Origin of the sequence: Paenibacillus sp. NFR01, from assembly GCF_900111565.1 — a bacterium.
GTDB lineage: Bacteria > Bacillota > Bacilli > Paenibacillales > Paenibacillaceae > Paenibacillus_AQ.
On record NZ_FOIK01000004.1, the window covers coordinates 401,374 to 424,980 of the forward strand.

Here is a 23,607-nt window from a genome sequence, read left to right on the forward strand (position 1 = left end):
AAACGAGGTGAAACCAATATGGCTGAAACCAATATTCGAGCGCTGCTCGGCCGTTGGGAACAAGACGGCCGCCTGCTGCGCATCCGCCGCGAGGTGGACCCCCGTTACGAGTTCGGGGCCGTGGTGAAAGCGGACAAAGGACAACATCCGCTGCTGTTCGAACGAATCAAAGGCTTCGGGGTACCGATGACGGCCGGACTTGGCGGCTCCAAGGAACTGCTGGCCGACAGCATGGGCATGGCGCCGGAGGACCTGCTGCCGGACCTGATCCGGGCTATCGTGACTCCGCTGCCGACCCGCAGCGTGGAACGCGCCCCTGTCCATGAAAATGTACTTACCCGGGGCATCTCCCTGGAAAAGCTGTTCCCCGTCTGTACCTACCATGCCGAAGACAGCGGCGCTTATTATGTATCCGGCGTAATGGTTGTCAAAGGCGAGGACGGCCGCAAGCGGTATACCTCCATCCGGCGCATGCAGGTGCTGGAAGGCAACCGCACCGGAATCCTAATCACCTCGCCCGAGCTGCTGCAGCAGTACCGGGAATACGAAGCGCGCGGAGAAGCCATGGAGGCCGCTTTCATGTTCGGAGTCGTACCTGCCGTGGTACTGGCATCGCAGATCAGCACACATCTGTTTCATGCCGACAAGCTGGAGGTCGCTTCCGCCCTGCTCCAGCAGCCGCTGGACGTGGTCCGCTGCAAAACCATCGACCTTGAGGTACTCGCGGAAGCCGAAGTCGTCTTCGAGGGCCGGATTCTCCCCGGCGTCCGGGAGCCGGAAGGCCCTTTCGGTGAGCTGGGCGGCTATTACGGCGGCCAGTCCGACCAGCCGGTAGTGGAAATCTCCGCCGTGACGTACCGCAACCAGCCCATCTGGCAGACCATTTTGCCGGCCAGCTACGAGGAGAAACTGCCGATGGCGATTTCCCGGGAGATCGCCCTGCTCAGCTCCATACGCCAGGTGGTACCCGGCGTGCTGGATGTGCACATTACGCTGGGCGGCGTCGGCCGCTACCATGCGGTCATCCGCATCCGCAAAACGCAGGAGGGCGACGGCAAAACCGCCCTGCTCGCCGCTTTCGCCGGCGACAAAGACCTCAAGCATGCCGTGGTCGTCGATGAAGACGTCAACCTCTTCGATCCGCTGGACGTGGAATGGGCCATCGCCACCCGGGTACAGGCCGATCTGGACCTGTTCATCGTTCCCGGCGCCAAGGGTTCCCCATTGGAACCGTCCCACAACCTGCGCGGCGTCAGCGCCAAAATGGGCATCGACGCTACCTGCCCGCTCGCTGAAGCCTGGCACTACCGCCGCACCCATATCCCCGGTCAGGATGAGATCCGGCTGGAGGATTACTTGTAGGGGGAAAGGCAATTGGAGTAGCTGGAGGTTGAGTAGCCGGCTGATGAGCAGATTGTAGCTGAGTCGCTGGTCGGTGAGTTGCTGGCAGGTGAGTTGCTGGCAGGTGAGTTACTGGTAGGTGAGTTGCTGGTCGGCGAGTTGCTGGTCGGTGAGTTGCTGGTCGGTGAGTTGCTGGCCGTGAGTTGCTGGTCGGTGAGTCGCTGGTCGGTGAGTTGCTGGTCGGTGACGGGTAAAAATCTACGGTTTCACGGATGACAGCTCATTGGGGCGAGTCCGCCCGGTCCAACCCTCCATTGCATTTTGTGCAATGAACTGGCACCAAAATCGCTCAAAAGTCATTTCTGTTGTATTTTCTACAATGAATTTGGACAAATGCGGGGGAATCGACCGTTATTGCAGATTTCCATTGTACAAAATGCAATGAAATCTTAATTTACCGCTACATTCGCGGAATCCGTTGTATGAAATGCAACGAAACAGTTCCGCATTCCTTGGAGGAGGTGACTTATGCAGGCGATCGGATTGATCGAAACCCGCGGACTGACACCGGCGCTTGAAGCGCTGGACGCCATGTGCAAAGCGGCGAACGTGCAGATGGTAGATTTCAAACGAGTAGGCTCAGGGCTGGTCACCGTCATTGTGGAAGGCAATGTCGCTGCCGTATCCGCCGCCGTCGAGGCCGGCATCGCCGCTTACAAGCAGGCAGGCGGCGAGCTGATTGCATCCAACGTCATTGCCCGCCCCCATCCCGAGCTGGCGCAAATGCTGCAAGCCGATTAGAAGACGTAAGCTAAGGAGGTGACAACCCTTGAGCAATTTCATGCAGGAAATCGTGAATGAAGTATTGGAGCGCAACCGCGAAGCGGGGAAAACAAACGGCGTCGCCAATCCGCCGTTTCCCTCCACCCCCTCAGGCTTATCTGTAATTGCGGCAGGCGATCCGCCGCCCGCAATGCGAGCGGGCACCCTAGCGCAATCTTCAAGTTCATGCGCCCACTCTGGAAGCTGCGTAGAATCTGACGCTTGCCGCCATCCAGCTGGAACTTCCTTCTCCGCAGGCTGCAGCCGCTTCAGCCCTACACCGGCTGGCGATTCCCCCGGCCCTGGCCGGCAGCTAAGCCTATTACCGGAAACATCCGGTGCACCTGTCTTCTCCGTTGCCACTCTGCCGCTGCTATCGGGCTCCGGGCAGGCATCCCCCGAGATTCCGGGCGTTCAGCGTATCAACTACCAAAAAACCAACGCCGGCAAACGCCTCTCCCCGCTCGGCGAGAACCTTCGCTCCACATCCCGCGGCGATCATCAGTACCCGGCATCCGGCGCAACGAATCCGGCTGTCGGGGGCGGGGATCCATTAATCAGCCAAGGGATTTCGCCAGCCCGGGCAGGAATTCTGACTTCGAATCCGGCAATCGGCGCGGGGAAACCATATTCCCGGGCTGGGGCTCCGGCTGCCAGGGAAGCAAATCCGGCATTCGGCGCAGGGAATCCGTATTCCCGGGCTGGAGCGCCGGGAATCAGGGATGGCGATCCGCCAGTTCGTGCCGCGGATCCCACGGCGGGGGTCGCCGCTGCATCCATGGGCGCAGCGGCTCCCCGCCACGGCGCGCCAGGCGCGGTTCCCCGCCCGGCAACGCCGCCCGGTTCAGTGCTGACGCCGCTGAACCAGGACCGCTTCGCAGCAGAGTGGCTGTCGCCTCTGCTGCTGCGCACCCTGCCGCCGGAACGCGGCGGCAGGCCCCTCCCGGACCGCCCCGCGCCGACGCTGCCGGGCGGTCCGGGCCAAAGGCCGGCGGGGCACACGCCGCCGGCCATCCCCTCGCCTGCGCGCGCGGCCAGCCCCGCGCAGGCCTCGCAGCCCAGCGCCCGCCCGGCCGCTGGGCCCACCGCCAGCCGCGCGGAGATCGCGGCGGCGGCCCAGACCGGCGAGCCGCTCCGCCTCGCGGCCGCCGGGGGCATCGAGGCGTGGTTGTTCCCCAGCCTCAGCCGGGAACTGCAGGCGGCCCTCGGTATCCCGGGCCGCAGCTACACCGCAGCGGGCGTCTTAACCTCGCCCGCGTGTACCCCCGGGCAGCTGTTCGCCTCAGAACAGCTGCTGGCCGGCGACGGCTCGCTCGAAGCCGACATCGCCTGGGGCCTGGACGGCCGCAGCTTCGAGCTTAAGCTGTTCGGAAGCGACCCGTTTGTCCTCGGCGAGAGGCTGCTGCGGCTGGCCGGCGAACTGCTCGCCCAAGCGCAGCAAGCCGTCCGCATCTTCACCAGCCCGAATCCAACGGGTCTCGTTAAGCGGTATTTCGGCGATGGCCACACGTCGGCCATCGCCGTTATTGAAGCAGCTACACGCTGGGGCGGCATCGCCATCGCCGAGCAATGGGCGGGGCGCTGCCCCAACGCCCGGCTCGCCATCCGGGTGGAGCACGGTTACTGCGTAGTCAGTACCGCAGCCGGTCAGCTGAATGCAGCGCTGCCGGAACTGCAAACTCTCGCTGCGGCTCACAATGCGGCATCCACATCATTTTAAGGAGGCGAACCCATGCAGGCACTCGGATTGATTGAAACGCTGGGGTATACTTCGGCGGTCTCCGCAGCCGATGCCGCGCTTAAAGCGGCGAATGTCAAACTGGTTGCCGTCGAAAAGATCATCGGCGTCGGCGGGTTGCTCGGCGTCACGCTTCACCTGAGCGGCGAAGTCGCCGCCGTGACTTCCTCCGTGGAAGCCGGAACAGCCGAGGCACAGCGCGTCGGGAGGGTTATGTCCGCCCAGGTCATCGCCAAAGCGCATGGCGAAGTCCACGATAAAATTTTGAAACGCTACGTTTTTGCTCCGGATTCACCGGCAAGCCCGCCGGGCGCTCCGGATTCCGCGCAGGTTTAACGGCATAACGGAAATAGGGTCCACCAGCCATCATGGCCGCTTCACCCAAAATTCGAATAATGGAGGTTTTACACATGGGAGAATCCCTAGGATTGATTGAGACAAAAGGACTGGTCGGCGCTATCGAAGCAGCGGACGCCATGGTCAAAGCAGCAAACGTGGAGATCTGCGGATACGAAAAAATTGGCTTCGGTCTCGTTACGGTCATGGTGCGCGGCGACGTCGGCGCCGTCAAAGCGGCAACCGATGCCGGAGCCGCCGCAGCCAAACGCGTGGGTGAGCTGGTCTCGGTCCATGTCATTCCCAGACCCCACAGCGAAGTCGAGCGCGCGCTGCTCTCCAAGGGCATTGAATAATCTCCGCCATGGACAGCCGGAGCAGCGCCGTTGCGGATAATGCCCTGCTTGGCTTAGCTTACCGGGGCAGAGAAGAAGAGTTAAACGGACGGTATCCCCGCCTGCTCGTGCTGCTTACCGGCCATTTTGTCGGGATGGAAGACGGGCTGGCGGCGATCCGCAGCTTGGGCTCGGCAAGGGTCCGGCGGCGGATCTGGGCGGATGAACAGGTTCTTCGGCTATTCACCGTGGAGCAGTTGGCGGGGCAGACCGGCGTGGACGACATCTTTGCCGGCACAACAACGGCAAGCCGCTGCGCGTATGCCGACTCCACCCATGCAGGGCGGTCAAGCGCCAGACCCGGTGGACTTGCCGATTCCGTCAACGGACCTTCCCATATTCAATACTTTCCCATCCGCCCTCCTTCGCTTGCAGACTTCGACGCCCTGCTCTTCCCGGTGCTGTCGCCCGGCCTCCTGAACCGTCTGGCACAGGTGGACACGGACGATCCTTTCGCCGCGCTGGCCGTTCAGGCGTTATGCGCCGGCAAGCCCGTCGGCGCGCTGGCGCTGGGTGCCGATCCCGCGCATTACCGGTGGGGAGAATCCGGGTTCCCCCATGCCGCGCCTCCGCTGATTGCGGAACTGCGGCGGAAGCTGGATGCCGTTGCAGGATACGGTATTGCTGTGCTAGAGCCTGACCGTATGTCCAGCTGGCTCAAGCCGGATATGGACGCAGCTCCCGGGGGCACCTGTTTCGTTCTGACGGCAGATGATATTCTTACCGCCGCCAGGCTCGGCCGGACGCGGATTACGGTGCCGGGGCGTTTAGTGGTTACCCCGCTTGCAGCCGATCTGGCCCGCGAGCACGGAATCGTGGTCGACGGCAATTAGGAGGAACCGAATCTACTCCAGCCCATCGCCCGGATTCATAAACTTGATTTGCAATCCATCTATAGATGAGGTGAGCGTCAATGAAGCTTGGAATCATTAAGGGACATGTGGTCGCCACGCGCAAGGATGATCATTTGATCGGCGCAAAGCTGCTGATCGTGCAGCCGATCCTTCCCGACGGCGCCGCCGCCGGTGCGCCGGTGATCGCGGTCGACACCGTCGGCGCAGGGATCGGGGAGACGGTGCTTTTTGCCGTCGGCAGCGTCGCTTCGCGGGCCGGCATGCACCCGAATGCGCCGATTGACGCGGCAATCGTCGGTATTGTCGACAGCGTCGACTACCATAGCGCCTTGAAAGGAGGCTGATTCCGGTTATGCAGACAACCGACATTAAAGACGCCATTTCGCGCCGCAGGCTGATCGACGTGCTGCTGTCCGGTACCGCGTATGCCGATCTGGTGCTGAAAGGCGGATATATCATTAATGTGATTACCCGGGAAATCTATCCCGCAGACCTCGCCATCAAAGGCGAGCATATCCTGCTCGTCGGTCAGGCCGACAAGCTGATCGGTCCCGACACCGCCGTTAGAAACATGCGCGGCAAATTTATCAGCCCGGGGTTCATTGATTCGCATATGCATTTCGAAAGCGCCATGCTGACCGTGACCGAATTTTCCAAGCTGTCGATTCCTTCCGGAACAACGACGCTGGTCGCCGACCCGCATGAGATCGGCAATGTGCTTGGCGTGCCCGGCATGAAAGCGATGATTGAAGAAGCCAAAACTTTGCCCAGCCGCGTACTTTTTACCGTACCCTGCCTTACTCCCGATGTACCGGGCCTGGAAACGGCGGGCACCGACATCTCTTCCAAAGACATGCAGGAGCTGCTGAACGACGACTATGTCCAAGGTATTGGCGAGCTGCAGGGCTTCAGCAACGTTCATCCGGTGTACCGCAACGCGCCTTATCTAATCGACGATCTGCTGGCTTCCGTATCCTACGCCAAAACCATCGGCAAATCGGTCGAAGGCAACGCACCTGGCCTCTTCGGCCCCGAACTGGCGGCGCATATCATCTGCGGCGGCGGCCATGTCTCCTGCCACGAGACGACGACCAAAGAAGAAATGATGGAGAAGCTCCGCTACGGCGTCAGCGTTTTTATGCGCGAAGGCTCCTCGCAGCGAAATATGGCGGAATGCATCCGCGCCATTACCGAAGAAGGAATGGATTCCCGCCGGGCCATTCTCGTCTCCGACGACATGGTGCCTGAGGATTTGCTGAAATACGGCCATATGAATGACATCGTGCGCCGGACGATCGCCGAAGGCATCGATCCCGTCGAAGCAATCCAGATGGTAACGATCAATCCGGCGGCGCATTTCGGCTTTCAGGATATCGGCGTGCTTGCTCCCGGCAAAAAAGCCGACATCGCCGTTATCGGCGATTTGTCCCGGATGACCGTCGAAGAGGTCTATATCAGCGGTAAGCTGATTGCGCAGCATGGCGAGCTGGTCCGCGACATTCCCTCTTACGTTTATCCGGAGTCCGTGAAAAAATCCGTCAAGCGCAAGCCTGTCAAGCTTGAGGACCTGCATCTGTCTTCCGGCGGCGCCTCGGGCAGCGTCAGCGTAAGAGCCGTCGAAGTCATTCCCGATCAAAATTTGACCGGTGCCGGTATTTATACCCTGCCCGTTCAACATGGGATCGTCCAGCCGTCTGTTCAAGACGACCTGCTTCCGCTGCTCGTGATCGAACGCCACGGGCGGAGCGGCAAAGTCGGTAAAACATTTGTCCGCGGCATGAAGCTACAGGCGGGGGCCATCGCCGAAAGCGTAGCCCATGATACTCATAACATCATCGTCACCGGCACCAACTATGCCGACATGGTGACGGCCGTCAACCGGGTTATCGCCATGGACGGCGGCATCGCCATGATCGAAGGCGGCAAGGTCGTCGGCGATCTGCCGCTGCGCATCGGCGGTCTGATGACCGACGAATTGACCGGCAAGGAGATGAGCGCCAAGATCGCCGAGCTGCACCGGCTCGCCCGTGAAGTGCTGGGCTGCACGCTGCATGTCCCCTTCATGCATCTCTCTTTTCTCTCGCTGGTTACCAGTCCGGCATGGAAAATCACCGATATCGGCCTGATCGACGCCGACCGTTTTACCGTACTGCCGCCGCTGGCTTAAGCGGGAAGACGGCACAGCCATCTTTTCCAGAAGGAGGATGTTATCCCGTGGGCATTCAAGTTATCGACTTATCCCAGGAGATTTATCAAGGCATGCCGGTATTTCCGCCGCATCAAAAAACGATGATCTTCCCCAATATGAGCCATGAAGAAAGCATGCAAAAACTGGGTTTTCCGTTTGCGACGAATAACCTGCTGTTGAGCGAACACGGTCCGACCCATAGCGACGCCGTCTATGAATACGATCCGCACGGTCCGACCATCGACGAGATGCCGCTGGAGTACTTTTACGGCCCCGCCATCTGCCTGGATTTGTCGCATGTCTCTCCTGACGGCTACATTACCCGCATCGAGCTGGAATCCGCGCTTCAGGCTGCACGGCTGCATCTGGACCGGGGCGATATCGTGCTGCTGCACACCGGGCACTACAACCGCGCTTACGGTACGGACGAGTGGCTGACCCGCCATGCCGGCCTCGATTACGAAGCCGCCTCCTGGCTGGCTCGGCACGGAGTGGTCAATATCGGCATTGATGCACCGTCCATCGACAACCCGCAGGACATGACCTACGCCGGTCACCTCGTGTGCCGGGAGTACGGACTGACCAACACCGAAAATCTTTGCAATCTGGACCGGATCGCCCGGCGGCGGTTCCTTTATTTCGGCCTTCCGCTCCGGATCCGCCGCGGCACCGGCTCTCCGGTACGCGCCGTCGCGGTGTTTATCGAATAATCACATCCAAAGGGAGATGCTGCTGTAATGAGAACGGAACGCATTCTGGAAGAAATTGTCGTTCCCGCCTATGAGGGACGCAGCGCCCTGGTCCGCAAGGGCCAGGTGCTGTACATCGTTGACATGGAGGGCAAGCAGGTCGGCGATTTTGTCTGCTTTAATGCCGCCGACCCGCAGGAACATGTGTCGCCTGTCCATATGCGGGCCTCGCTCAGCAGCATTCGGCTGAAGGTCGGCGACGGGCTGTACAGCAACCGGCGGCAGCCGCTGATGCAGCTGGTGGCCGATACCGTAGGCAAACATGATTTCTTTTTCCCTGCTTGCGATTATTACCGTTACAAAGTCGATTTCGGCCTGGAAGAACATCCGAACTGCCACGACAATCTGCGGAAGGCGCTGCGCAGTTATGGCCTCGGCGAGCGCGGGCTTCCCGATCCGATCAACTGGTTTATGAACAACGCGCTGGACGAGAACCTGGATTATGTCATCGAGGAGCCGCTCTCCCGCCCCGGCGATTATGTCGCACTGTTGGCGTTGACCGATGTGGTCGTCGCTCTCTCCGCCTGCTCGCAGGATCTGGCTCCCGTCAACGGCTACAAAGTGACACCGCTCATGATGCAGATTACCACTGGCAGCAGCGGAAGTTAATCCCGTACAATCCCCGATACACCGAAATAGAGGGAAAAACTCCCACTATTCTCCGCGAGGCTACCGTAGAAGAAAAATAGAGGGATTTCCTCCCTCTATTTCGTTCTCCACAGTCTATATTGGGGGAATAGAGTCGATTTAGTGGGACGTAATCCCACTATTCTCTTGGAAACTACATTTCCCGCCAAATTAGAGGGAGATAATCCCACTAAATGTTTATAAAGCCCGCCAAGCAGCTAAGCCGGGCACGGCCAGCCTCCCCGCGAATCAGAGATCCGCCTTTGAAGCATTCGAAGCATACTCAGTCACGCTGCGGGGTCCGGGAAATCATCACGACTATAATGCCAAATAAGCCGAACGGTATGCCGGTCGGCTTATTTACTTTGGCTAGATTTACGCCTGGCTATGGCTTTGCCCCTAACCCCGGCTCTGCCTCTTGCTCTTTAAACTTTGCAATTGTATCGCATTTGGCACTTGCAACTTTGGCATTTCTCATTTCGCACTTTGCACTTTTCACTTTCCGCGCAGCGGCCTACTGCGAGAACCGCCGCCGGTATTCGCGGGGCGACAGCCCCTCCAGCCGCATAAACCGCGAGCTGAAATACGGCGTCTGGTTGAAGCCGACTTCCTCGGCGATCCGGGAAACGGAATAGTTGCTCTGCATCAGCAGCAGCTTGCTCTGCTCGATCCGGTAGCGCTGCAGATATTCCATCGGCGAGCAGCCGTATTTGCGCTTCATGCAGCGGGCGATATAGACCGGATGGAAATTCAGCGCCGCCTTGAGCGCTTCCGCCGTCACCTGCTCCCGGTAGTGCGTCCGTAAATACGAAGCTGCCTGCTCCGCGCAAATGTCGGGCATGAACGCCGCATCGGCTTCATTGGAATCCGCCAGCTGCTGCAACACCTCCTGGAACAGAATCTGCTGCCGCAGGCCAACGGTGCTAATATGTGAATCAGGACCGAGTTCGCGCAGCATCGCCAGCTTCTCTTCCATCTTTTGCGTGAGCGGAATCCGGCAATGCTGCGGTACATACAGCTCAAAATTGCGGATATCGACCTGGTTGGCTTCATCGCGCGACGGCGTGAAATCGCTGCGGTCCGGCGAGGTCTCCGAGGCGCTCCAGCTCCCGGCCGTCTGGAAGTGTAGCCATTCGTACACCGTCTCCTCCTCGCAGTCCTGATAGCCGTAATGATGGCAATCGGGCCGCAGGATGAGCGTATCGCCGGGCCGCAGCGCATAGCTGCATTGTTCCTCGGCCATGTACAAGGTTCCTTTCACCACATACAGCAGATCGAATATCTCGATCCCGCGGCGGTCGAAATGGCGCTCGCCCGGCTGAAACGTATGTTGGCCGCTCACGATCAAATAAGGCAGTGGAGGCAGGGTAAATTTAATGATTTTCATGTAAGCGATTACTCCCGTAAAAGGTTTAAATATTGAAACTTATAGTTGGAATTGTACCACACGAAAAACAGCGAAGCACTTATAATTGTTTCCTGTAGCACCGCATACCGGCAGCGAAACTATTCAACCGGGAGGTTTACTCCGTGAAAAACAACTATCAAACCCTCAGCCTCCGCATGCTGGCTTGGCCGATCTTTCTGGAAGTATTTCTGCAGACGCTGCTGGGCAGCGTCGACACGATCATGGTCAGCCGGCTCTCCGACGATGCCGTGGCCATCGTGGGGTTGTCCAACCAACTGTTCAACACGCTGATTACGCTCTTCACGACGCTCGCAGGCGGCGCAGGGATCCTTATTGCCCAGCGGTTCGGCTCGCAGCGCTACGGGGAAGCCCGTTCGTTTGCCATTATGGGGCTGTCCTCAACCGTCATTTTGGGCATTCTCTCCAGCATCGTATTGTATCTTTTCCCTTACCCGATCGCCAGAGCCATCAACGTCTCCGACGAGCTCCTTCCGGCAGCAGGACAATTTATCGGCAATGTCGGGGCCGGCCTTTTTCTGGTTGCCTTCATATCGGCGCTAGGCTCGGGCATCCGCAATACCGGAAATACCAAGGGACCGATGTATATCGGCATCGGCGTCAATATTTTGCATATTGTCTTCAATTACCTGTTCCTGTTCGGCGCGTTCGGATTCCCGGAAATGGGCCTGAACGGCATTGCGCTATCCAATATTATTGCACGCGGCGTCGGCGTTGTTCTGCTCTTCTATATTTTCTGCCGCTCGTTCGACATTCGGATTAAAATCAAGGACCTGCTGTACTATAACCGGGCGATGTTCCGCGAAATCGTCAAAATCAGCTGGCCGCTCGGGCTCAACTCCTCCGCGTGGGTCTTCTCCCAGCTCGCCATGTATTCCTTCATGGCCATGCTTGGCGCCAAGGAACTTGCAGCACGGACTTATCTCAATACGTTGGAGTCGTTTTGCTTTACACTGGGCTACGCCGTGGCGCTGGCCGGACAGATTATGGCCGCCCAATTATTCGGCGCCATGCAGCTCGAAAAAACATACAAAAGCGCCTACCGTACCCTGTTCTCCGGCCAGGTAATCGTCGCCGCGAATGTGCTGCTGCTGTTCGCCATCGGACGGCCGCTGCTCGGACTGTTCACCTCGGACGCGGAGATTATCGGCATCGGCATCTCCCTGCTGGCTCTGAATCTGCTGCTCCAGCCGGCCAAAATGCTCAACATGGCGATGGGCAACGCGCTGAACGCGGTCGGCGATACCCGCTTCACGATGACGATTTCGATCATCTCCATGACGCTGGTCGGCATCGGCGGCTCCTATCTGTTGGGCATTACCGCCGGCTGGGGATTGAAAGGCATCTATGTCAGCATGATTTCCGACGAGGCGATCCGCGGCGTGCTGGTACTGATCCGCTGGCGCAAGCAGAAGCTGCTGCGCAAGGCGGCCCAAGAGCATGGCGGCGCTGTCGCGGATTACCCGTACCGGCCCGAGCAGGTGGCCTGCGCGACGTAGACACCTGCCTGTCTCAACCGCGCAGCCTTGGCTCCTGCACAGACGTTATCCGGCGGTCCCACACTTTACTGCAACGTTGCCATAAACCCAACAAACGCAAAACGTCCGGCCAAGGACTCTTCCTTGGCCGGACGTTTTTTTCACTATTGAACCCGTACGACTAAGCTCTGACCACCAGATTCTTCTCCTTGTACTCCGCCAGCGTCAGCACTTCGCCGAAGATGCCGATGTCGCGCAGCCCCGAGATGTGCATCTCCTCGTCCTTGGAGGCGCAGCAGTCGCTGACGCAGACCACTTTATAGGTGTGGTACATGGCGTCGGATGCCGTGGAGCGGACGCATACATTGGTCCAGACGCCGGTGACGACCACCGTGTCGATGCCCTCCTCGCGCAGGAACAGATCCATGTCGGTGTAGCTGAAGGCGCTATGCCGCCGCTTTTGCACGATATAGTCGCCTTTGGCTTCATCCGGCGTCAGCTCGGCAATAAAATCCGAACCCCAGCTTCCCTTAATCGCATGAACCGGCCGCACGCGGAAGTCGGCGTCGTTCTTGCGGTGCGCTTCCTGGACGAAGATCACCTGAATATCGTTTTCGTGGCTGAATTCGATCAGCTCCTGCAGCGCAGGTACGATGCCCGCGCCGTTCGGACAAGTCAGCGCACCGTCCGGATGAATAAAATCGTTCAGCATATCGATAATGACTACCGCATGTTTGCCCATCATTGCTCACTCCCTTATAATGGCCGGCTTAAGCCGCCCGAATTAGTATTTCAGCAGACGCGGCAGCTCGCTGATCGTTTGCCGTTTGACATACTCGCCGTGGCCAGGCTTGCCGATAACACCCAGCGCCTCGTCGAACACCAGCGTACCTCTGACGATCGTCTTGTCGACCTTGCCCTTCAGCTTCATGCCGTGGAACGGCGTATATTTCGGCTTGCAGTGCATTTGGTCCTTGTCGAGGGTCCATTCCTTCTCCAGATCGACGATCGTGAAATCGGCGTCGGTACCGATCTCCAGCGCGCCTTTTTTCGGATAGAGACCGTAGTGGACCGCCGGGTTGGTGCACAGCAGCTCTACCAGGCGGGAGAGGCTGAGGCGGCCTTTGTTGTAGCCTTCGCTGATCATGATCGGCACCAGCGTCTCCACGCCGGGAATGCCTGGGAAGGAGGTCCACACGTCCATGCCCGGCGCGTTTTTCTCCGTGGCAATTTCATATGGCGCATGGTCGGTTGCCATAAAGTCGATCGTGCCGTCAACCAATCCCTGCCACAGCGCCTCGTTGTCCTTGGCCGTGCGCAGCGGTGGCGCAATCTTGGCGAACGTTCCGAATTCCGTCATCGCGTCTACCGCATTCAGCGTCAAATAGTGCGGACAGGATTCCGCCGTCACTTTGGTTCCTTTCAGCTTCGCTTCACGGATCAGCTCGTTGCCTGCCGCCGTACTCATATGCACGATATGCAGCCGGGCGCCGGTCTCTTCGGCAAAGCTGATGCCGAGCTGGATCGCCGCCTTCTCTGCGAGCGCCATACGCGCTTCGGCCCACGCCGGATAATCCATACGCCCTTCGCCTTTCAGCTTCTGGGTAAAGTAATCGCAAATTGCGAAGTTTTCGGCATGAATTCCGATCGGCAGCCCCGTCGGCGACACCGCGGCAAAAGCCTCCAGCATCTCGGGATCGGTCACGCGCGGATAACTCGGCACGGAAGGCGTCATGTATACCTTGAAGGCTACTACGCCGTTCGCCACCTGCTCGCTGATAATCTCCGGCAGCACATTATTGCGCACATCCTCGCCGGTAATGCCGCCCCACATCGCGTAGTCGACGATGCCCTTGCCTTCCAGCGCATTCAGCTTGTTGAACAGATTGTCGGCGGAACGGACGGAAGGCACGCTGCAGCATGGCATATCCACGATCATCGTCACGCCGCCTGCCGCGGCGCTGCTGGTTCCGGTCACGAAGTCCTCGCGGTGCGTAAAGCCGGGATCGTTAAAATGGGTATGCGAGTCGATGACGCCCGGCAGCACCAGCATGCCCTTGGCGTCAATGACTTCTGCGGCATCCGCTTTAATGCCCTTGGCAAATCCGGCGATGACGCCGTTTTTCACCAGAATGTCTGTCAGCACCTGCCGGTCGCCTTGCGGAATGTTGGCATTTTTGATAATCAGATCGTAACTCATTGGACTTCCACCTCTTCTTCTGAATTTTGGATGCTCCACCCCGTATTTCGCGCACGACAAAAAAGCCCCAAGTCTACAAAAGGCAGCCGGCGGAACGTCCCCCTAAACGCGTATGCGCTGCGGATTTCGTTCTCGTCGCTTACCTCTCGTAGCCTGGGGCAATTTACGGTCGCCTGGTCGAAACGCCCGATCCCATTATCGAGCTTATACAAGAGCTTCACTGTTCGGTTGTTTGCGAGAAAGCCTCATGTCAGTTATTCTGACTAAAATTCAAGATTCGCTCTCTCAGTTACCTGTATCATATCATCCTAATCATTTTCGTCAAGGTAATTCAGTCGTTTGTCAAGCTTTAGCCATAAACCGCGTTACATAAACTAACAATAACAATCATCGACGTATATTTATTTCGCTTCTGCCGCGGCGGCTTCATTCTCAAGCGAAGCAAAATAAGCAATCTTGTGATCGATCTTCCGGGCAAAGTTCTGGAAAAACTTGATTTTCTCCTCGATCTGCAGCTTATGCTCCTGAAGCAGCTTGCGCTGCTCCGGCAGCGTACCCAGCCCCTCCTTGGACAAAGCAATAAATTGCTTGATCTCGGCGATCGGCATTCCCGTATCCTTCAGGCAGCAAATCAGCGAAATTAGCTCCAGGTCCTCGTCGTGAAAGCAGCGGTTGCCATGCTCGTCCCGTGCCACCTCGGGCAGCACGCCCTCCCTCTCGTAGTAACGCAGCGTATATTGGCTTAGTCCGCTTTTTTGTGCTATGGTTTTGATGCTGTATCCCATACGGGCATCTCCCTTCCCTCTTTGGCTGTAAGCTACCTCTCTAATCTATCACCATTGCGGGCCTATTAAAAGTATGTATACAAGCTCTTGACTTACAGTTAACTCTAAGGGCTACACTAAATCATGAAAACCCATTCAAGGAGTGAATAATTATGGTAAAAAGAATCAGTGTCGCCGGCGGCGCGCTTGACGTTGCGGAAATCTCCCTCGGCTGCATGCGGATTGCCGATATGACTCCCGAGGAAGCCGATGTGCATATCCACAGCTCGCTGGAAGCGGGCATCGACTTCTTCGACCACGCCGACATTTATGCCGGCGGCAAAGCCGAGGAAGTATTCGGCAACGTGCTGGCCAACAATTCCGGCCTGCGAGACAAAATGCATATCCAAACCAAATGCGGCATCGTCCCCGGCGTGATGTTCGACTTCTCCAAAGAACATATCATCAGCTCGGTGGAAGGCAGCATTAAGCGCCTGAAGACCGATTATGTCGACGTGCTGCTGCTGCACCGCCCGGACACCCTGATGGAGCCGGAAGAAATCGCCGAAGCGTTCGATAATCTGGAACAACGCGGCCTCGTGAAGCATTTCGGCGTCAGTAACCTGAACCCGCTGCAAATCGAGCTTCTCAAGAAAAACGTGAAGCAGCCGCTGCTGTTCAACCAGCTTCAACTCAGCATTATGGTCTCCGGCATGATCGATGCCGGCTTCAACGTCAACATGACCAACGCCCCTTCCGTTGTGCATGACGGCGGTATCCTGGAATACAGCCGCCTGCATGACATGACGATCCAGCCATGGTCGCCGTTCCAATACGGCTTCTTTGAAGGCGTATTCCTGGGCAACGACAAGTTCCCGGAGCTGAACAAAGTAATTAACCGCCTGGCCGACGAAAAAGGCGTTGCCGATACGGCGATCGCCATCGCCTGGCTGCTTCGCCACCCGGCCAAAATGCAGCCGGTAGTCGGCACCACCAACACCAAACGCCTGCTCGACATTGCCAAGGCGTCCGACATTACGCTTAGCCGCCAGGAATGGTATGAAATCTACCTGGCTGCCGGCAACAAGCTTCCATAAGAACTGCCACCGAATCACGAAGGGCGCTCCGCAACAAGCGGATGCGCCCTTTTTCAAATCGTATAATCGCTGCTCGGCACGATCCGCAGCAGAAACTGCTTCGTCCGCTCCTCTTTTGGATGGGCGAAAAAGGTCTTCGGGTCGCCTTCTTCCACCACGACGCCTCTATCCATAAACACGATATGGTTCGCGACATCCTGGGCGAAGGACATCTCATGGGTCACGACCACCATCGTTACGCCTTCGCGGGCCAGCTGCTTCATAACGCCCAGCACCTCACCGATCAGCTCGGGATCCAGTGCGGAGGTTGGCTCGTCGAATAGAATAACGTCCGGATTGACCGCAATTGCCCGCGCAATGCCTACCCGCTGCTGCTGCCCGCCGGACAACATGGACGGATAATAGTCGTATCGGTCGGCCAATCCTACTTTATTGAGCGCTTCTTTGGCAGTCTGAATCGCCTGCGGCTTCGGCACCTTCCGCGCAATAATCAGCCCTTCGGTGACATTCTCCAGCGCGGTTTTGTTATGGAACAGATTGTAGTTCTGAAACACAAATGCCGTCCGCTTGCGGATATTGGAGATTTGCCCGGACGTTGCCCCGTTGATATCCACTTTGAGGTCATCGAATATGATTTCGCCCCGGTCCGCCCGCTCCAGAAAGTTGATACAGCGCAGGAGCGTCGTTTTCCCCGAACCGCTTGGCCCGAGAACAACAACGACGTCGCCTTTCTCCACTTTCAGGTTTACCCCGCCCAGCACCTCGTTTTTATGGAAGGTTTTATGGATGTTTTTGATTTCGAGCATTTTCTCATCTCCTATTTCATAGCCGCTTTATAAGCCCCGAAGTGTTTTTCGGCAAGGGAGAACAACAGCTGCGTAACGGAGCACACCAGGATGTAGATGACGAAAATCGTCAGATACGCCTCGATATAATTGTATCCGTAGGACGCTTCGATCTTGGCGATCGCCGTAATATCCTTCACGGACATCACAAACGCCAGCGAAGTCAGCTTGATCAGATTGACCGTCAGGTTGCAGATATTCGGGAGCGCTACGACCAGCGCCTGCGGAACGATGATTCTCCGGTACGCCTGCACGGTACTCATACCCGCCGCATACGCCGCCTCCAGCTGTCCCCTGTTGACCGTCAGCAGCGCGGAACGGAACACCTCGGACAAGCCTGCGGTCGTGTTGAACGTAAAGACGATGTAGGCGTAGATAATGGAATTCAGATCGAAAACGTTAAACCCCAGCCCCAGCTGCTTGGCTGCTTCGTTGATCAGACTGGGCAGCAGGCTGTAGACGATCAGGATCTGCAGAATAATCGGCGTGCCGCGGACGCAGGACACGTACAGCGTTGCCAGTTGTTTGGCGATCCGGACGTTGTAGATTTTGGCCAATGCGATGAAAAAAGCGATCGGCGTAGAAAACAGCAGCGAAACAGCCGTGATCTTCAGCGTCGTCGGTATGCCGGCCAGCGTCAGATAGAGCGTATGCAGCATAAAATCGAAATTGAGTTCCACCCGTCCGCCCCCCTATACCGCGATGCCTTTTTTTCCTTTGGACAGATGTTTCTCCAGCCAATGAAAGGATTTTTCAATCAGCAGAGTCATCGCCCAGTAAATCAGCGCCAGCGCAATGTACGTCTCCAGCGCATACGCCCCGTAATTCCACGAGATGATCAGCGTGCCCTGCCCCATGATGTCGATCAGGCCGATCGTGTACGCCAATGAGCCGTCCTTCATCAGATTGACGAGCGCATTGGCGATGTTGGGCAGCGCCACCACGACAGCCTGCGGAAAGACGATGCGGAAAAACGCCTGCGTCTCGCTCATCCCGATGCTGACCGCCGCCTCCCGCTGTCCTTGATCAACAGATTCATACGCCGTCCGCATGACCTCCGACATACTAGCCGCGAATAGCAGCGTAAACGTAACAAGAACGAATACCGCCCGGTGCCAGAAATTGATATCCACTCCCGACGTTATCATCAGCAGCTCCGGCAATCCGTAAAACACGATAAACAGCAGCACAATCGGCGGGGTACAGCGCAGCGTCACGATATACAGATCGGCCAGCAGCTTCGGAATCCGGCGCCGCCGCAACTTGGCCCTGGCCAGAACAAAACCAAGCAGAGAACCAAAGACGACGGTTCCGGCAATAATATACAGCGTTACATACAGATAAGGCAGCAGTTTCGGGATCACTTCCACAATAAACGATGGATCAAAGGGCCTCACAGCGGCCTGCCTCCTTTGAAGGTCAGCACTTCTTTATTTATCGATGTACTGGAAAATATCTTCGCCGAAATATTTCTGCGACAGCTCCGAAATGGTTCCGTCGGCCTTCAGCTTCTCTATGGCACCGTCATACGCGTCGGCAAACGCCTGATCCTTTTTATTGAACAACGGCCATGTAGGAATGCCCTTGTACGGCAGATAGGACAACTTGTCGGCGTATTGATGGTAAGGACCGTCAGCCTTCGTAATGTTGTTCTGATAGGAAAGCTTGATATCCAGGTAAGCGTCATACCGGCCTTCCAGCACCCAGCTGTAGGCATCGGCAATCGTGAAGTCTTCGGATGGCACCAGCTTGATCGGCTTGTCGGTATGCGTTTTGTTGTAATCCTCGATCACGGCGTATTGTGCGTTTTGCGGAGCGATCGGCACCAGCTTGCCGCTGTACCGGGCAAAGGAGTCGATGTCCTTAATCTGGTCGGCGTTTTCCGTACGGAACGTGATGCCGATGACGCTGGCCGCGATGTTATTTTTCGGGAAAATAAATTTCTGCTTCCGTTCTTCTGTCACCCAGGCGCCTTTGACGCCGACATCGTATTTGCCCGATTCCACCCCGATCAGCAGATCGTCATCCGACGTAGGCACAAATTCGAATTCATATTCCGGCAGCAGCTCATCGACTGCCTTAAGCACCTGCACCTCGAAGCCGTCCGATTCGCCCTGTTCATTCACAAAATCATACGGAACGTAAGCCTGTGTATGCGCAATCCGTACCTTGTTTACTTTGGCAGGATCCGCCGGAGCATTGGCAGCCGTGTTCGTCGACGCCGGAGCTGCGGCAGCTTCCGCCGCGCTATTGCTGTTATTGTTGTTCCCGCATCCGGCTATCGAAAAAGCGAGCAGCAGTGCGGTTCCGGGAATCAGCAGTTTTTTGGCAGTTTTCATATCGTTCTCTCCTTCGATGGCTCAAATAAAATTGCGGCCTTTTCCTTCACCCAGTTGATCCGGTTGCGGTCGACATCGAGCGGCAGCGTGCAATCCGCACCCAGCAGAACCCCGGTCGTTCCTGCCTCGCGCAAAATTTCCTCAGTCAACTGCTCGACCTCTTCCCGGGTGCCGCTGTACAGCAGCCCGTCACGGTTGTTATCGAAGCCGCCGATGACGGCCCGGCCGCCGAACAGCTTTTTCCCTGCCGCCAGACTGAGATTTTCGCTGTTCACCGCCCAATTGACTGCTTTGGACTTATAATCAAGATAGAGACTCAGGTCATTTTTCGCCCGTTCGTATCCGCAAATATGAAGAATGTTGTTGTCGCTGACCCGATTGGCATGGTCCAGAACCTTGCGTTCCGACGGGGCGACAATCGCCTTATAAAGGTCCGGTGTTATCCGTGGATCCAGAATATTCTGAACGCTTAAGTAGATGCCGTCCGTTCCGCCCTCCGAAATGACCCGCTCTACCAGTATCGCTACGTCTTCAGCGATGACATCCAGTGCATGTTTTACCGCCTCCGAGTCCGCCACGATCAGATCCGCCAGCTGCCGGTCTCCGTCCCGATCGAACTGAAATTTAAAAAACGTCGCTGGAGCGAAGATGTTATAGAATGTTGGCACTTCTGCACCAATCTCATCCGTCAAAGCTTTTACAAGCTCCACCTGCCGCTCGATCCACGGATGTTTGCCGCCCACCGGACGAAGCGCCCGCAGCTCGGTTGCGTTACGGGCTTCACGGAGCAGCGGATCGGGATAATGGAAAAATCCGTCGCTCATCAGCTTCACGAAATCAGGCAATGCCTCGGCAAAATATCGTTTATGCCCTTCAAGGTTCAAACGGAAGATCTCCGGGTTCACTAGGGCGTTCTGATCCTTCTCATCAGGTACAAAATGAAACCAAAAGCTTGCCGGTACCCGTTCCACCGGTTTATTATTTAATGCATCAAACACCCACTGCCGACGTGACATATGATTTTCCTCCTTTTGATAACTCTCCCTGCCAGTATCACGGTAATTCCTTGCTTGGGCTTCTGTCTAAGCGTCAACAATAGGTGCAGTGCATGATTTTCATTTGAGCTGGCCCTCCATAATTCATAATTCCTATTTACTTACTAGGTTTTTATGTAAGGGTAGCATACTGCCTTTTTCTTTTCTGTAACTAATTTACTTGCATATAGTTGAGTATTTCGATTAAATTAATCGGTTATGGACTTAAACCAATCCCTATCTTCGCAAAAAAAGCCCGCCTTCATTGCCTTGAAGACGGACTTTCCCGGATTATCTTAAGCTTATCTAACTATCCTACAGTTAACGCAATGGAGCAAAACCGCTAACTTCCGATAAGATCTCTTCCGTACGCGCAAGCACGTCTGCGGTCAGTTCCAGATCAACCGCCTTAACATTCTCCTCAATCTGCGATACCCGGCTGGAGCCGATAATGGCCGAGCTCACATTAGGCTGACGAAGCACCCAGGCCAAGGCGAATTGTGACAACGTTGCTCCAAGCTCCGCAGCCAGGGCCTCCAGCTTTACGGTACACGCTAACACATCCTCGCGCAAATAGCTGTTGATAACCCAATTCGTCTGATCATTGGCAGCTCTGCTATCCTGCGGAATGCCTTGACCCGGTTTGTATTTTCCGGTCAACACGCCTTGAGCCAGCGGTGAAAATACGATCAACCCGATGCCGTTGGCCTCTGTCGTTCGGATAACATCCTCTTTTTCGATATAGCGCTCGAACATATTGTATATCGGCTGATTGGAGATCAGCGGACGAAACCGCTGGTCTTTGCCGATGTGCGCCGCTTCAGCGATTTGTGCTGCCGTCCATTCGCTTACGCCGGCATACAGGATTTTGCCTTGAGCAGTCAGATCATCCAGCGCTCGCAGCGTCTCGTCGATCGGCGTGTCCTGGTCAAACCGGTGGCATTGATACAGGTCGATATAATCGGTCCCCAGGCGTTTAAGGCTAGCCTCACACTGCTCCACGATATGTTTACGGGACAATCCGCGTTCATTTACCCCCTCGCCCTGAGGGAAAAACAGCTTGGTCGCCAGCACATAACTGCTGCGCGGGTACTCCTTTAGCGTACTGCCGACCACCTGCTCCGCACCGGCATACGAATTGGACGTATCGAAGAAATTAATTCCCAATTTAAACGCTTGGTGTATACAGGCCTTTGCCGTGTCTTCAGCTGTGGCCGAACCGTAAGTCAGCCAGCTGCCTAGGCCGATTTCGCTCACCTTGAGGCCGCTCCGGCCCAATCTTCTGTACTTCATTGACGTCACTCCTCTTTATGATACTTTCCCTATGAGGATAAACGTTAGAGTTAGCTATAAGTCAAGGACATATCTTAAACGCAATCTGAACGCAACAAAAAAGCCCATCAGAATTCTGATGAGCTTTCTTCGTTAAAGCATGATACCGGCGAGAGGACTCGAACCTCCACGGTTTCCCACTCGATTTTGAGTCGAGCGCGTCTGCCATTCCGCCACGCCGGCATATGAGATTAAGTTGGAGGCGCCACCCAGACTCGAACTGGGGATAAAGCTTTTGCAGAGCTGTGCCTTACCACTTGGCTATGGCGCCAAAATAAATGGAGCGGACGACGGGAATCGAACCCGCGACCCTCGCCTTGGCAAGGCGATGCTCTACCGCTGAGCCACGTCCGCATAATGGCTGGGGATATAGGATTCGAACCTATGGGTGACGGAGTCAAAGTCCGTTGCCTTACCGCTTGGCTAATCCCCAATATTCATTTTGTAAAAGTAATGGGGCGATCGATGGGACTTGAACCCACGAATGCCGGAGCCACAATCCGGTGCGTTAACCCCTTCGCCACGACCGCCATACTAATTAAGTTGTGCTGCATTCAATATTCGGTAGATGGGGCGATCGATGGGACTTGAACCCACGAATGCCGGAGCCACAATCCGGTGCGTTAACCCCTTCGCCACGACCGCCATATTGAATTTTGAATGTAGAGTAAAAAATGGCAGGGGCAGCAGGAATTGAACCCACACCAAAGGTTTTGGAGACCTTTGTTCTACCTTTAAACTATGCCCCTAAAGATGGTGGAGGCTGATGGATTCGAACCACCGAACACGTACGTGAGCAGATTTACAGTCTGATGCGTTTGGCCACTTCGCTAAGCCTCCACAGATGGTGCCGGCGAGAGGACTTGAACCCCCAACCTACTGATTACAAGTCAGTTGCTCTACCAGTTGAGCTACACCGGCGTATTTAATTGTTTTAAAGATGGTGGCGCGGGAGGGAATCGAACCCCCGACACAAGGATTTTCAGTCCTTTGCTCTACCGACTGAGCTACCGAGCCTTAAAAATGGCGGAACCGACGGGATTCGAACCCGCGGTCTCCTGCGTGACAGGCAGGCATGTTAGGCCTCTACACCACGGTTCCGCATTAAAAAAGTATTACTGGGGTCCCCGGAAAGTACTCGGAATACGCTACAAAGCATATCTTCACTTTTTGGGGATTAATTGCGGGGGCAGGATTTGAACCTGCGGCCTTCGGGTTATGAGCCCGACGAGCTACCGAGCTGCTCCACCCCGCGTCAATGATATAAGTTGTAAATGGTGGAGGCTGAGGGGTTCGAACCCCCGACCCTCTGCTTGTAAGGCAGATGCTCTCCCAGCTGAGCTAAGCCTCCATAAACGAACAATTGCTATTGTAGCAAATTTCATTAGGTGAAATCAAGTGTAAAATTCAACTTGATTCTAAGAAGAAAATGGTGACCCGTAGGGGATTCGAACCCCTGTTACCTCCGTGAAAGGGAGGTGTCTTAACCCCTTGACCAACGGGCCATACTGCAACGGAGAGAGAGGGATTCGAACCCTCGAGACGCTTGTGACGCCTACACGATTTCCAATCGTGCTCCTTCGGCCTCTCGGACACCTCTCCGTATGGCTCCCCGAACAGGACTCGAACCTGTGACAACTCGATTAACAGTCGAGTGCTCTACCAACTGAGCTATCAGGGAATATGAATATCAGGTTGATCGCCTGAAAACTGGATCGAAACGAAATTTGCGTTATAGATGTTTTTTGGATAAGCCCTCGACCGATTAGTATTGGTCAGCTCCATGCATTGCTGCACTTCCACCTCCAACCTATCTACCTCGTCGTCTTCAAGGGGTCTTACTAATTGGGAAATCTCATCTTGAGGGGGGCTTCACGCTTAGATGCTTTCAGCGCTTATCCCGTCCGTACGTAGCTACCCAGCCATGCTTCTGGCGAAACAACTGGTGCACCAGCGGTACGTCCATCCCGGTCCTCTCGTACTAAGGACAGCTCCTCTCAAATTTCCTGCGCCCACGACAGATAGGGACCGAACTGTCTCAC

The 23,607-nt window shown here is 56.3% G+C and carries 22 protein-coding genes, 16 tRNA genes, 1 rRNA gene and 1 riboswitch; of the genes, 12 read left to right on the plus strand and 27 right to left on the minus strand.

Annotated features, from left to right (window positions below; all coding sequences use genetic code 11):
* The first annotated feature begins 18 nt into the window (after positions 1-18).
* The 10 genes from BMW84_RS19085 (at position 19) to BMW84_RS19130 (ending at position 9,032) form a co-directional block, all read left to right on the plus strand.
* Entirely contained in the window at positions 19-1,362 is a 1,344-nt protein-coding gene (locus BMW84_RS19085; protein ID WP_091071113.1) for a UbiD family decarboxylase, read from the plus strand.
* Between the two features lie 507 nt (positions 1,363-1,869).
* The gene (locus BMW84_RS19090; protein ID WP_091071114.1) at positions 1,870-2,142 is read left to right on the plus strand and encodes a BMC domain-containing protein; all 273 of its coding nucleotides are present in this window, start codon (positions 1,870-1,872) and stop codon (positions 2,140-2,142) included.
* Between the two features lie 28 nt (positions 2,143-2,170).
* On the plus strand, positions 2,171-3,883 hold the full coding sequence (locus BMW84_RS19095) for a hypothetical protein (RefSeq protein WP_091071116.1): 1,713 nt from the start codon (positions 2,171-2,173) through the stop codon (positions 3,881-3,883).
* Between the two features lie 12 nt (positions 3,884-3,895).
* Positions 3,896-4,237 carry a BMC domain-containing protein gene (locus BMW84_RS19100; RefSeq protein ID WP_091071117.1) on the plus strand — a complete coding sequence of 114 codons (342 nt, stop codon included), beginning with the start codon at positions 3,896-3,898 and terminating at the stop codon, positions 4,235-4,237.
* Positions 4,238-4,311: 74 nt separating this feature from the next.
* Entirely contained in the window at positions 4,312-4,593 is a 282-nt protein-coding gene (locus tag BMW84_RS19105) for a BMC domain-containing protein (protein ID WP_019908484.1), read from the plus strand.
* Between the two features lie 8 nt (positions 4,594-4,601).
* On the plus strand, positions 4,602-5,465 hold the full coding sequence (locus BMW84_RS19110) for a hypothetical protein (protein ID WP_091071119.1): 864 nt from the start codon (positions 4,602-4,604) through the stop codon (positions 5,463-5,465).
* Positions 5,466-5,545: 80 nt separating this feature from the next.
* Positions 5,546-5,830 carry a EutN/CcmL family microcompartment protein gene (locus tag BMW84_RS19115; RefSeq protein WP_091071120.1) on the plus strand — a complete coding sequence of 95 codons (285 nt, stop codon included), beginning with the start codon at positions 5,546-5,548 and terminating at the stop codon, positions 5,828-5,830.
* A gap of 8 nt (positions 5,831-5,838) precedes the next feature.
* Positions 5,839-7,653, plus strand: a complete 1,815-nt coding sequence (locus BMW84_RS19120) for an adenine deaminase (RefSeq protein ID WP_091071122.1) — start codon at positions 5,839-5,841, stop codon at positions 7,651-7,653.
* A gap of 47 nt (positions 7,654-7,700) precedes the next feature.
* Complete coding sequence (locus tag BMW84_RS19125) at positions 7,701-8,384, plus strand: cyclase family protein (RefSeq protein ID WP_091071125.1); 684 nt, start codon at positions 7,701-7,703, stop codon at positions 8,382-8,384.
* Between the two features lie 27 nt (positions 8,385-8,411).
* On the plus strand, positions 8,412-9,032 hold the full coding sequence (locus BMW84_RS19130; protein ID WP_091071126.1) for a DUF1989 domain-containing protein: 621 nt from the start codon (positions 8,412-8,414) through the stop codon (positions 9,030-9,032).
* Between the two features lie 532 nt (positions 9,033-9,564).
* Here BMW84_RS19130 and BMW84_RS19135 read toward each other — a convergent pair.
* Positions 9,565-10,437: an AraC family transcriptional regulator gene (locus BMW84_RS19135; protein WP_091071128.1), complete on the minus strand. Its 873-nt coding sequence runs from the start codon at positions 10,435-10,437 to the stop codon at positions 9,565-9,567.
* A 143-nt stretch (positions 10,438-10,580) separates the two neighbouring features.
* On the opposite strand from BMW84_RS19135, the gene BMW84_RS19140 reads away from it, so the two are divergent.
* On the plus strand, positions 10,581-11,975 hold the full coding sequence (locus BMW84_RS19140; RefSeq protein WP_254773043.1) for an MATE family efflux transporter: 1,395 nt from the start codon (positions 10,581-10,583) through the stop codon (positions 11,973-11,975).
* Between the two features lie 160 nt (positions 11,976-12,135).
* Here BMW84_RS19140 and BMW84_RS19145 read toward each other — a convergent pair whose 3' ends face one another.
* The 3 genes from BMW84_RS19145 to BMW84_RS19155 form a co-directional block, all read right to left on the minus strand.
* Positions 12,136-12,699 carry a cysteine hydrolase family protein gene (locus tag BMW84_RS19145; RefSeq protein ID WP_254773044.1) on the minus strand — a complete coding sequence of 188 codons (564 nt, stop codon included), beginning with the start codon at positions 12,697-12,699 and terminating at the stop codon, positions 12,136-12,138.
* 39 nt (positions 12,700-12,738) lie between these two features.
* The gene (allB, locus tag BMW84_RS19150) at positions 12,739-14,154 is read right to left on the minus strand and encodes an allantoinase AllB (protein WP_091071132.1); all 1,416 of its coding nucleotides are present in this window, start codon (positions 14,152-14,154) and stop codon (positions 12,739-12,741) included.
* A 129-nt stretch (positions 14,155-14,283) separates the two neighbouring features.
* Positions 14,284-14,386, minus strand: a riboswitch (purine riboswitch).
* Positions 14,387-14,555: 169 nt separating this feature from the next.
* Positions 14,556-14,939 (minus strand): MerR family transcriptional regulator, encoded by a 384-nt coding sequence (locus tag BMW84_RS19155; protein WP_091071135.1) that lies wholly within the window; start codon positions 14,937-14,939, stop codon positions 14,556-14,558.
* A 152-nt stretch (positions 14,940-15,091) separates the two neighbouring features.
* Here BMW84_RS19155 and BMW84_RS19160 point away from each other — a divergent pair, with 152 nt between their 5' ends.
* The gene (locus BMW84_RS19160; protein ID WP_091071137.1) at positions 15,092-16,015 is read left to right on the plus strand and encodes an aldo/keto reductase; all 924 of its coding nucleotides are present in this window, start codon (positions 15,092-15,094) and stop codon (positions 16,013-16,015) included.
* Between the two features lie 53 nt (positions 16,016-16,068).
* Here BMW84_RS19160 and BMW84_RS19165 read toward each other — a convergent pair whose 3' ends face one another.
* From BMW84_RS19165 to BMW84_RS19275, 23 genes are all read right to left on the minus strand, one after another.
* A complete protein-coding gene (locus BMW84_RS19165) occupies positions 16,069-16,821 on the minus strand; it encodes an amino acid ABC transporter ATP-binding protein (protein ID WP_091071139.1) in 753 nt (250 codons plus the stop codon).
* A gap of 11 nt (positions 16,822-16,832) precedes the next feature.
* Positions 16,833-17,540, minus strand: coding sequence for an amino acid ABC transporter permease (locus BMW84_RS19170; RefSeq protein ID WP_091071140.1), 708 nt, complete (start codon positions 17,538-17,540; stop codon positions 16,833-16,835).
* A 12-nt stretch (positions 17,541-17,552) separates the two neighbouring features.
* Positions 17,553-18,257, minus strand: coding sequence for an amino acid ABC transporter permease (locus BMW84_RS19175; protein ID WP_091071142.1), 705 nt, complete (start codon positions 18,255-18,257; stop codon positions 17,553-17,555).
* A gap of 33 nt (positions 18,258-18,290) precedes the next feature.
* Positions 18,291-19,199: a transporter substrate-binding domain-containing protein gene (locus BMW84_RS19180; RefSeq protein WP_091071144.1), complete on the minus strand. Its 909-nt coding sequence runs from the start codon at positions 19,197-19,199 to the stop codon at positions 18,291-18,293.
* Positions 19,196-20,215 carry a uroporphyrinogen decarboxylase family protein gene (locus tag BMW84_RS19185; RefSeq protein ID WP_091071145.1) on the minus strand — a complete coding sequence of 340 codons (1,020 nt, stop codon included), beginning with the start codon at positions 20,213-20,215 and terminating at the stop codon, positions 19,196-19,198. Before BMW84_RS19185 ends, BMW84_RS19180 begins: the two co-directional genes overlap by 4 nt.
* 339 nt (positions 20,216-20,554) lie before the next feature.
* Positions 20,555-21,526: an aldo/keto reductase family protein gene (locus BMW84_RS19190; RefSeq protein ID WP_091071147.1), complete on the minus strand. Its 972-nt coding sequence runs from the start codon at positions 21,524-21,526 to the stop codon at positions 20,555-20,557.
* A 143-nt stretch (positions 21,527-21,669) separates the two neighbouring features.
* A tRNA-Leu gene (locus BMW84_RS19195) sits at positions 21,670-21,748 on the minus strand.
* Positions 21,749-21,762: 14 nt separating this feature from the next.
* Positions 21,763-21,836, minus strand: a tRNA-Cys gene (locus tag BMW84_RS19200).
* Positions 21,837-21,844: 8 nt separating this feature from the next.
* Positions 21,845-21,919 (minus strand) — tRNA-Gly (locus tag BMW84_RS19205).
* Between the two features lie 4 nt (positions 21,920-21,923).
* Positions 21,924-21,998, minus strand: a tRNA-Gln gene (locus BMW84_RS19210).
* A gap of 21 nt (positions 21,999-22,019) precedes the next feature.
* A tRNA-His gene (locus tag BMW84_RS19215) sits at positions 22,020-22,095 on the minus strand.
* Positions 22,096-22,134: 39 nt separating this feature from the next.
* Positions 22,135-22,210: transfer RNA gene (locus BMW84_RS19220), tRNA-His, on the minus strand.
* Positions 22,211-22,240: 30 nt separating this feature from the next.
* Positions 22,241-22,314, minus strand: a tRNA-Trp gene (locus BMW84_RS19225).
* A gap of 5 nt (positions 22,315-22,319) precedes the next feature.
* Positions 22,320-22,405: transfer RNA gene (locus BMW84_RS19230), tRNA-Tyr, on the minus strand.
* Between the two features lie 5 nt (positions 22,406-22,410).
* Positions 22,411-22,486: transfer RNA gene (locus BMW84_RS19235), tRNA-Thr, on the minus strand.
* Positions 22,487-22,506: 20 nt separating this feature from the next.
* A tRNA-Phe gene (locus BMW84_RS19240) sits at positions 22,507-22,582 on the minus strand.
* Between the two features lie 7 nt (positions 22,583-22,589).
* A tRNA-Asp gene (locus BMW84_RS19245) sits at positions 22,590-22,666 on the minus strand.
* Between the two features lie 80 nt (positions 22,667-22,746).
* A tRNA-Met gene (locus BMW84_RS19250) sits at positions 22,747-22,820 on the minus strand.
* Between the two features lie 20 nt (positions 22,821-22,840).
* A tRNA-Val gene (locus BMW84_RS19255) sits at positions 22,841-22,916 on the minus strand.
* Positions 22,917-22,995: 79 nt separating this feature from the next.
* A tRNA-Glu gene (locus tag BMW84_RS19260) sits at positions 22,996-23,070 on the minus strand.
* 9 nt (positions 23,071-23,079) lie between these two features.
* Positions 23,080-23,167: transfer RNA gene (locus BMW84_RS19265), tRNA-Ser, on the minus strand.
* Between the two features lie 3 nt (positions 23,168-23,170).
* A tRNA-Asn gene (locus BMW84_RS19270) sits at positions 23,171-23,246 on the minus strand.
* A 64-nt stretch (positions 23,247-23,310) separates the two neighbouring features.
* Positions 23,311-23,607: ribosomal RNA gene (locus BMW84_RS19275) — 23S ribosomal RNA — on the minus strand; the annotation flags it as partial.